The organism is Bradyrhizobium sp. CCBAU 45384 (assembly GCF_028128665.1).
Taxonomy (GTDB): Bacteria; Pseudomonadota; Alphaproteobacteria; order Rhizobiales; family Xanthobacteraceae; genus Bradyrhizobium; species Bradyrhizobium manausense.
Genome location: NZ_LBIZ01000080.1, coordinates 25914 through 35876 on the forward strand (window position 1 = coordinate 25914; position 9963 = coordinate 35876).

5 protein-coding genes are annotated in these 9963 nt (G+C 55.6%); 1 reads left to right on the forward strand and 4 read right to left on the reverse strand.

Going from position 1 to position 9963, the window contains the following annotated elements; all coding sequences use genetic code 11:
- Positions 1–213 precede the first annotated feature (213 nt).
- The 3 genes from XH80_RS43710 to XH80_RS04790 form a co-directional block, all read right to left on the reverse strand.
- Complete coding sequence (locus XH80_RS43710; protein WP_442869112.1) at positions 214–417, reverse strand: hypothetical protein; 204 nt, start codon at positions 415–417, stop codon at positions 214–216.
- Between the two features lie 1821 nt (positions 418–2238).
- Complete coding sequence (locus tag XH80_RS43880; protein ID WP_442869113.1) at positions 2239–2661, reverse strand: DUF6875 domain-containing protein; 423 nt, start codon at positions 2659–2661, stop codon at positions 2239–2241.
- Positions 2624–2902: a DUF6875 domain-containing protein gene (locus XH80_RS04790; protein ID WP_271597555.1), complete on the reverse strand. Its 279-nt coding sequence runs from the start codon at positions 2900–2902 to the stop codon at positions 2624–2626. Before XH80_RS04790 ends, XH80_RS43880 begins: the two co-directional genes overlap by 38 nt.
- Positions 2903–3034: 132 nt before the next feature.
- On the opposite strand from XH80_RS04790, the gene XH80_RS04795 reads away from it, so the two are divergent.
- Complete coding sequence (locus XH80_RS04795) at positions 3035–7318, forward strand: amino acid adenylation domain-containing protein (RefSeq protein ID WP_271597556.1); 4284 nt, start codon at positions 3035–3037, stop codon at positions 7316–7318.
- A gap of 1324 nt (positions 7319–8642) precedes the next feature.
- Here the strand turns inward: XH80_RS04795 and XH80_RS04800 are convergent.
- Entirely contained in the window at positions 8643–8891 is a 249-nt protein-coding gene (locus tag XH80_RS04800; protein ID WP_271597557.1) for a hypothetical protein, read from the reverse strand.
- Positions 8892–9963: the final 1072 nt, after the last annotated feature.

A 9963-nucleotide genomic window follows, 5' to 3' on the forward strand; every position in this document is an offset into this window, starting at 1 on the left:
AACTCCCGGCGCGCCGGTTTGTCCCTACCTCCTCACGGGCCAACATCGTTCGAATCTGCCTGCCGCGCATGCCGGTTATCGCCTCCACTTCAGCCCGCGCGTCACCGCCAGAACGTGATCCACAGCATCGCCGCGGGGTGCGCCGATTCTCCGATCTTGTGGCATCAAAGAGGCCGCCTGTGGGAAGGCGGCCTCTTGCAAGTCTAAGGCCGCCTAGTCGCGGTCCCGGTGATGATGGTGGTGCTCACTATCGCGGTGGTGGCCCCCTCCGCCTCCAGAATGCGCAATTGCCTTTGACGTGAGCGAGGTGGACAGCAGCATGGTCATGACTGGGGGCGTGACCGCAGCAAATTTTCCGCAGGTCTTCAAGAATTCCCGCCGGTCTTCTTCTTCCGAGGGCATGCTACACTCTCCCATGGTTGATATGAAAATACTAAACTCCTCACAAATTAAATACTTTAAACCATGTTGCAGGTTCCAAACAAATTGGATGTCAGATGTAGCTTAGTCTCCAAGCCTGGCTCGTCGAGGATCGGGGCAGGGGCCCTATTCTCAGGGCGCGTCCGAGCCGAAGCTGTCTCAGTCGCCCCAATTGGCGTCTGTCCCTTGACGCCATAGGCCGTTTGGACTGCGGTCTATGTTCTTGAAGGCGGAGCGAGGAAAATTCGGATGATCACAGCTCTCGACAAGGGTCCGCCAAGAACCGGTCATCGTGCAATGGTGTAGAGCGATGGATCAAGGAGGCCGTCGACGAGGCGGCTTCCCCGCGAGGACAAGGGCGCTTGCGCGGCTTTCCCTATAAGAATAGCCTGTAAAATCGCCGCACCGTCGAAATGCCGCATGGGGGAGGGCGCAGCCTCAGGAGCGCATGGCGTCGATCGCGTGGGCGATCAAGATCGCGACGCTAACGGTGATGAGGAAAGCTACCAGCAGCCAAGTGATCACGTTCGTCTCCAGCGATGGAGTTGAACGCGCTCATCCGCGCACAGTCAAAAACTCAAGCCGAAGTTTTTCAATTTCGGCCATTGGCTGAGGATTCAAAGCAACGGTTGTGGCCGCTGTCGGTCCTATAAGCGGAATGCCAGGAACAGAAGAACCCCAACAACGCATGCCGCCAGTAACAGCAAGTAAATACCCACGGCAACTCCCCGACTCATTTCAGATTAGGGATTTAAGTGAGAGCTTACGCCATCCCGGTGGCCAAGCTCAATTTTCCCCAGAAATAGCGCGGAACTGCCTCGGACCGTCGGCCCGGGACTAAAAACTTCAAACGGAGCCGACGGTCCGTTGGGCAGGGCGCGTCACGCGGAGTGCCTGCGCTCGCAACAGTACTTTACCTCTAAATGATCAAAATGAAAGAATTTTATCGCTGCATTAAATCGAATTAATCATGGTTAATTTCAGTTTCGAGCGGCCAAGTGCACGCGGGCGTGTAGCCAAGGCACTTGGCTCGTCGTCGCAACATTGGAGCATAGCCATTCAGGCTGAAAGCTTAGTTTCGCCGCCGGCGCGCTGCAGGGTGAAATATGGCGCCCGCCTAACTCTGGACTTCGGCGCGTCCGTAGCTGGATCAGTCCGGGTCGGAGACCTTTATCGCTCATCGAGGGTAGCCAAAACTCCCCGAGACTTACGCGCTCGACAGTGCATGGCGAGGCCCCGCCGCTTTATTCATTGGCGGATCCAAGCTCCCGAGAAATACCCAAGTCAAAAGGCCTTCGCGTCGGCAGTAAGTCTTCCCCAGGGTTGGCGACCTCAGACTCAAGCCGAGGTCGTTTGTCTTGGATGCAAAAGGCCGTCCAAAGCCGCTTGCCAAACCGACCCCGTGCTCCCTGCCTTTCCGGTTGTGCCTCGTTGCGCATTAGTCCGGATAGTTTGAGCCCAGCCAAGCTGTGGAAATTGGTACAGTGATCGACCGCCAGGTTCGCCACATCAACTTTGTTTGTTGACGGATAGGACGACAGCAAAAACGTCGTACCGAGACAGCCAGCGACCGCCACTCCGATCAAGATCGTGCGCATAGGAGACCTCCTGGTCCCCCCGATTTGAGGGTTGGTCCAACCGCTCGGTGAAAGGTTCAATGGATGGGCGATCGATCGTGCCTCACCTTGTGGTGGAGGTATCGAGTACACGCCGCGGGACACAATTGTTCACCAGCAAGAGATGAAGGAAGTGCGTCAGAAGCCGCATTTGAAGCTCAACAGACCGAGTTGACTGGTACAAACAGCCATTCAATTTAGGTTATTGGTGATCTGCATAAGCGGATTTTGCGCGTTCATAGCAAGTGATGAGGTGTTTGTGATACGGATACAGAAACGCACCTCCCTGCGCGAATCGGCTTCCAAACCTGCTTTCATACGCTCGAAATGCTTCCTCATCGTCATGTAGAAACATGATGTCATGTAACGTCATATTGCGGATTGCCATCAGAGGAAGCGGAGATCGCGAGATTGCGTTCCACTCAGGATTGTGGATCGCCTGTTCCCGGCACCTCGGATGAAACTGACCAATCATCAAACCGAACTTGACGATCTTCGGCTTGATGGTCCGGTGGCACTCATCGAGCACCCCTAGGAATTTCTCCTCGATATTCGGGAATACGATGAGTAGCGCTTTTAGCGCCTGCTCATGCCGCGCAAAAGGGGGGCGCCTCCTTGAAGGGATTGACGTATCCCAAGATTACGTCGGCAATCGACGCGGCATCTTCTCCGTTCAATTCGTTATGAAACACCATGTAGAGCGAGTTCGCTTTAATCGAGGCCTCCACATAGGGACAAACCGTCTGAGGCGGGTAAGGGCGTCTGACCTTTTCTTCCTCCCGTGCAAGATAGTTCCTGGCCCAGGCAAGAACTCGTCCGGCGGAAATGACGTCTTCAGTCGTCACAAAGCTCTGAATCTTCGGCATTTTCCTCCAATCTCCGCGTACTGTCCTCGCCAGAGTTAAAGCGCCCTACATTAATACCTGGCGGATTTATTAATTCAACAAAATCATATATTGAATTTTCTCTAGATTATATTTAATCGAGTGGAATGACAATTGAAGATCGCAAACCATCGGCAAGGCAATCCAACCGGCAGGTTCAACACAGGTTTAACAGCCTGTCCTCAGCGGCCAATCAGCATGATTGAAGACGTGTACGCGCTGTCGCCGCTACAGCAAGGCATGCTGTTCCACAGTTTGTCGGCTCCCGGAACAGGGGTCTACATCGAGCAACTGCTCTGCGACTTGCACGAAGCAGTTGACGAAGCCTCTCTGCGGCGCGCCTGGAGAATCGTGGTCGCTCGTCATCCGGCTTTGCGAAGCCAGTTTCGCTGGACCGACGTCAATGAGCCGCAACAGCAGGTGCAAGCACAGGTCGAGATCCCTTGGCAGCGACAGGACTGGCGCGGAATTCCAGATTCCGAACAGGATCGACGAATGGCTGATCTATTGGAGAGGGACCGTCGTCGAGAATTCGATCTCGCGCGAGCGCCGCTGCTTCGTCTAACCCTGGTACGTTGTGGCGAGGCGAAGTACCGCCTCATCTGGACGTTTCACCACGCGCTGTTGGACGGCAGATCATTCCCGGCCATTCTTGGCGAAGTCTTCTCCTACTACGAGGCTCTCCGCGCTGGCACAGCAATAACGCTAAAGTGCCCCAGACCTTATCGGGACTACATCAAGTGGCTGCAAACACGGGAGTTCTCCAAGTCCGAAACGTTTTGGAGGAGCACCCTTAAAGGCTTCACGGCGCCCACTCCGCTGGTGGTGGATCGCTTGCCGACCAACGAGCGGAACGTCGACATCCAGGGCGGCAATAAGGAGATCTTGTTGTCGCGTGAGATCACCTCCGCACTTCGTTCGCTTGCTGAGCAGAATGAGCTGACTCTCAATACGATCATCCAGGGGGCCTGGTCGGTGCTGCTAAGCCGGTATAGCGGCGAGGCGGACGTCGTGTTCGGAGTGACCAGGAGTTGTCGCCGAAGCAAGATCGCGGGCGCTGAAGCCATGATCGGCTTGTTCATCAACACATTGCCGTTGCGTGTGTACGTGGACCGCGACGCCGCACTCATTCCTTGGCTTAAGGAAGTACGCGCGGCAATTGTGGCGATGCGCGAACATGAGCATACGCCGCTTGAGAAGGTGCAGGCTTGGAGCGATGTGTCAGCGGGCAGGCCGTTGTTCGAAAGCATCGTTGTATTTGAGAATCATCAACTGAACTCCCTGTTGCAAATGCGGGGACGGTCTTGGTCCGCTCGGAAATTCCATCTCTTTGAGCAATCCAATTATCCGATCACCTTGGCGGCTTACGACGGGACCGAGCTATGCCTGAAAATTGGATTCGATCGCGGTCGATTGGATAGCGCGACGGCTGGCCGAATGCTCGGCCACTTACAAACACTGCTTGAGGCGATGGCAGAGAAGCCGAAGCAACGGCTCGGTGATTTGCCGCTATTGGCAGCGGCTGAGCGTCACGACCTGCTGGTCGCGTGGAATGAAACACTGGCAGACTACCCGAAGGATGGGTGCATCCATGAACTCTTCGAGGCGCAAGTCGATCGAACTCCGGACGCCGTGGCAGTGGAATTCGGCGAGCAGCGCCTGACTTATCGCGCGCTCAACCATCTTTCAAATCAGCTTGCCCATCATTTGCGCGAATTGGGGGTTGGTCCCGAGGTTTTGGTAGCTATCTGCTTGGAGCGGTCGCCGGAGTTGATCATCAGCTTGTTCGGCGTTCTCAAAGCTGGAGGCGCTTATGTGCCAATAGATCCAGCCTATCCACCGGCACGCATCGCATTTATGCTGAAGGACGCCAACGCGCCCGTTCTGCTCACGGAGCGCAAGCTGAGCCGAATTCTGCCCGATCTTAGAGCGAACCTCGTCATTTTCATGGATGACCCTGCAGTCTGTGCGGGGAGCGTCGGCAATCCCAACCGCGCTGCGACCGACTCGAGCCTTGCTTACGTAAATTATACCTCGGGATCTACAGGAAATCCGAAGGGGGTCATGATTCCTCACCGAGCGGTCAGGAATCTGATGGCCTGGATGCAATCGACGTTTCCTTTGAACGAGGGCGATCGCGTATTGCAGCAGATTTCATTTAGCTTCGATCCCGCGGTCCTGGAAATCCTGGCACCGCTCTTTGTCGGCGCGCGTCTGGTCCTGGCGCGGCCGGGCGGACATCGTGACCCGGCGTATTTGGTGCAAACGATCATTCGAAGCCGGATCACTGTCATGCACCTCGTGCCGTCGACGCTGCGCTTGCTTCTGAAGATACCGGAACTCAAGGCCTGCCGAAGCCTCCGGCATGTGTTCTGCGGGGGCGATGTATTGACTGGAGAACTCGCCGGAGAGTTTTTTGGAATGGTCGGCGCAGAGTTGCATTATGTTTACGGACCAACCGAGGCCACAATCACCTCGCTGTTTTACTCAGTCCCGCGTCAGCACGCTGACGATGTTGTTCCCATTGGCTTGCCAGTAGCCAACACTCCGGCTCACGTGCTGGATGCTCATATGCGGCATGTCCCCGTCGGCGTCCCTGGCGAGTTATATCTGGGTGGCATTCAGATAGCTCGGGGCTACCACAATCAGCCGGAATTGACATGTGATCGATTCATTGGCGATCCTTTCAGCAAGGCGCCTGGAGCGCGATTGTACAAAACCGGTGATATGGTTCGACGATTGCCGAATGGCATGCTTCAGTTTCTTGGTCGAGCGGATCATCAGGTAAAAATTCGTGGCCATCGCATTGAACTGGGCGAGATTGAGACGGTCGTGACCATGCATCCAGCGGTGCAGGAAGCGGCGGTTGTGGCGCGAGAGAACTCAGCGGGGGACAAGAGACTGATAGCTTATGTGAGGCCGGCGATCCCGTCGGCTGGCCTCGGCGCCGAACTCCGGAAACTGTGCAGAGATCAACTGCCGACTTATATGATTCCCGCGGACTTCATCTTCCTGGATGCATTTCCCACGACGCCTAACGGTAAACTGGACCGCGGGGCATTGCCCTTGCCTGGTGTGAGGTCATCTCAGTCCGAGGAATTGTATGTGCCGCCAAGCACTCCGATGGAAGAAGCGGTAATCAGCATATGGTGCGAATTACTCGAGCTGAAGAAAATCGGTATCAAGGACGATTTCTTCGAATTGGGTGGACATTCGTTAATGGCTGTGCGGGTGATCAACCGGATCAAACAAGTAACGAACGTAACCCTTGGGATTTCGGATCTCTACAAAAGTCCGACAGTGGAAGAGCTATCAAAGGTCATTGCTACCCGAGGGCTAGCGACACGACCGCCGGTCGTTGAATTGCAGAAGGGCAACGCGGAGCGCCCGGTGTATTTCGTTTACGCGGGGCCGGATGAATTCGGGCTTGCAGCAATGCTGGATAACCAGGTGTTCGGGATCGATATGCCTCCTTGGCCCCTGCAATGGCGTGCCGCGGTGGCAAACAACCGGAAATCCGCCTTCCCCACAATCGAACAATTAGTTGCGCCATATGCAGCAGCCTTGAGCGCCCATTTAGCTTCGTCATCGTGTGTGCTCGCGGGGCACTCCTTCGCAGGGATCATTGCCTTCGAAATGGCTCATCAATTGCAAAAGCAAGGTCGCCGGGTAGATCTGGTGATGTTGTTCGATACCTCTGCGACATATCCAACGACGCGTGAAGTTGCTTGGCGGAAATGCCGACAAATTTGGAAGCAAGCTCCGAACGAGCTGTCTTCACCATCAATCGCATCGCGCTTGCAGCGCTCATGGCAGACCGTCCACTGGATGCTCGATGAGGAAGCGCGGAAATGGTTTCGAGGCATCTGGAGGGGACGAAGCACTTTTACCACCATGGTCGACGAGGACGGGGCTCCGTTGCCCACGAGGCTCGTAGAACGATTGTATACAAGGATCCTGCGGTCTTATCGCCCGCGCCTCCTTGACACTCGGGGGGTTCTTTTTCGGTCAGAATCGGGGGACGGTATGCGGGGTTTGGACGACAGCCTTGGCTGGAAGGGTCTGTTTCTTTCGGGTCTGGAAATCGTACCCGTGAATGGAGATCATTTGTCGATGTTCCGTGAGCACAATCGAACGCTAGCTCAGAGGATCGACGCAGCGCTGAAGCGATATGACACGATCTCGGAATGTGCCCAGATTGGGCCTCTACGTACGGGCCGAGCAGCAAGCACACAAGAGGGTAGTGCCTTCGATATTTCGGTGCCTGACACCCATCTCATTGATCAACATCGACCGGAGCATCACGAGGGCTTCGCCGATTGCGGGGGCGCTGATAACAGCGACGCTGCACGCCAGATTGCGTCCCGGCGGCAGGAAGTGGAAAGAAGGGCTGGCTAAGGCGTTGGCTGCAAGTGAGCTGTGGGCGTGTCACCATTGCGCGTAATCGCGCGTGGTGAATTGCGGATTGCCCTTATCGTCGACCGAGCAGCCGTCGTGCAGTCCGGGTTGATAACTTCCCTCTTCGCCGCATTGTCCTTGCCTCCGCTTGACGCAGCCGAAAACGAAGTCTTTCCAGTTCTGTAACAAGTGCGATTAGACCCTGTACTCGGTCTCTCAGAATGGCCGAATAGTTGTAAACCTGACTTCGACTACTCATCAGCAGTTCCTAGAAACAATGGCCGAAATGACCGCGGCGCTATCGGGAAAACTATGCAATCGCAAGTAGGCGCATGATGCAAGGCAAAAAGGTTAAAGAGGCCTACTAATGTAGTGTGAACGAGCGTGCGCTCCTTTCGCTTTGGTTTCGGATCGAGTTTCACCTGAACCCTGCAGTTACAGCGCTTGCCAATCAGCCCTCAGCGTTCCGGACGAGAAGCCAAAAGGGTCCGGATCGGTGGGGCGAAATGCGGCTCGGAAATCCTGCGCCGATAGGAGGGTGGAAAGACCGCGGGCGTTTCATGGCGGACCCGGCGCGGCTCGGCATCGAAAGCCACGAGTTCAGGCGTCTATAGCGAAATGGCCACACGTACAAAGGTTCCGCAGCTGCTGAAATGGATTTGGTGCTGCATCAGGCAGCCATTCGATTAGGATGGCGGAGTCATTGGATGGGATCGCCATGCGGTACAAAGCCTTCCTGGTGGACAGTAGCCGGCACCCGATCTGTGCCGCAAAGCTTGATTGCATCGACGAGCAGAGCGCGAGATATCGGGCCGAGCAAATGTCTAGCGAGCACGATGTTGAGCTTTGGGAAGGCGATCGGCTCATTGCGGTCTTTCGAACCCCTGGGGGACGTCGGGACAACTAGACGCTGAGCGACATCGGCTACATTGTTCGTCTGGAACGTGAATTGTGTACGCTCCTGCGAAATCAGCTGCTATGGTAGTCGCTTAGCCGTCGTCGGCTGGCAGAGCATCTTTAATCCATCCATCGCAGGACCTGCGCGATGCGCGCCAATACCACATCTTCGTCCCGATCTTAACTTTTTGCACCAACATCAAGCTTAACGAGCGGCTCTGGTTGCGCAACGGCAATGCCCTGATACGCTTTGGGTGCATCATGGCTGCGTGTTTGCGATGATCAGATATTCATCCTACGGCACGACAAACTTCTCGAGGCGATCTCCTGCGGTCGAGGATTACGATCCACTTCGAGCAGCGTATGACGAGCTGTTGAAGTTACGCGAGAGCGTCGCCATCGCCGAAGCTAAAGCGGCGAAGCAGTCTCATGCAGGCTGGAAGGCAAATTGATCAAAAATGGCGGCTAAGCCGTTCAGGCAAAATGGTTCAGGCTTGGTCTGAAGGCTGGTTTCGCCTCTTTCGTATCTTGCCGCGCGCGCAATCTGCTTCTCATCGTGCATGTCGCCGGATCCAACAGTGGGGACAGTCATGATCCAGCGGGCAACAGCAGGACTGTAATTCCGACCTTGAGCACTCCAGCGGCTGCACACTACGCAAACGGCTACTCCGGTCATGGCGCTTCTCCCGAAAAAGTCGCCTAGCGAACTGAGCAATCTGAGTCTCCGCCTAGAGTCGTGGCATCGGAAATGGCGCCATTATTTATATATGGCCAAATTTAAATTGATAATAATTAAAAATTAAACTATAAATTTAAAGACAAAAGCCGACGGTGGGCCTTGTCGGGCCAACGACACCTCCCGGCAAGCAGCAGGCCTGGGCCGTTGGATATGGTGCGGATGTCAGAAGCCAGCGGAGGAGGGCAGCATGAACCCGCAGCGACTGGAGGATTGGTCCATTGATTGAGTCGTAGACGCTGCCCGTAGAGGTCGATGAAGCTCTGGCCGCGAGGCTCCTGCTTGTCATCTGACAGAACTCCAAATTATTCGAGGCAGGATCTTGGACTTCGAGGAGAACACCACGCGCTGAGATAAGGGGTACGTGGACACGACGACGAGAGGCCAGCCTGCCGCGCGAACCTAATACTGAGCTTTCCCAATTGTGAATGGGGACTTTCAATGTCAAACTTCGTCGAAGATCTACAGATGCTCCGCTTGATCAGAGCATTTCAGAAAGTAACGGACCCAGCTGCTCGGCGTACGATCGTGATATTCGTAGAGGAGCAGGTGCAGAAGCAGGGCGCGAAAAAACCCGAGGATCGCATGAGCGGGCCGGCCTAGCTGGGGGTGCCTCGCCGGACTGTCTGGTTCGTTCGGCCTCCGTCGGAATGTTCGCTCGATAGTTATGCGATTTCGTCTCGACCCGGGCAGCGCGTCGCCAGTCTTCGTCCGTGCGATGCGCATTTGCCTGACTGACTTCGAAGACACATCGTCGAAGTTGCTCGGCTGGTCTCAATTATGCAGCGAGGCCATTCGGAAAAATCCGCCCCGCAGCCGCGCCTTGCCTCAAGCCGAGGCCCCGAAAACCTCAATGTCTCAACAAGGTCTAAGCCGCAGCCGCGCTGCGGTTCACGGTTCAGAAGAACGCGGGTTGCCTGAGGTGTCGAAACCGACGCGCCCGACGATTCCGCTTAGAGGGCTCTGCTATCAGTCAGAGGGCGGAGCAGCTAAAGGTACGCCCGGTCGCTCC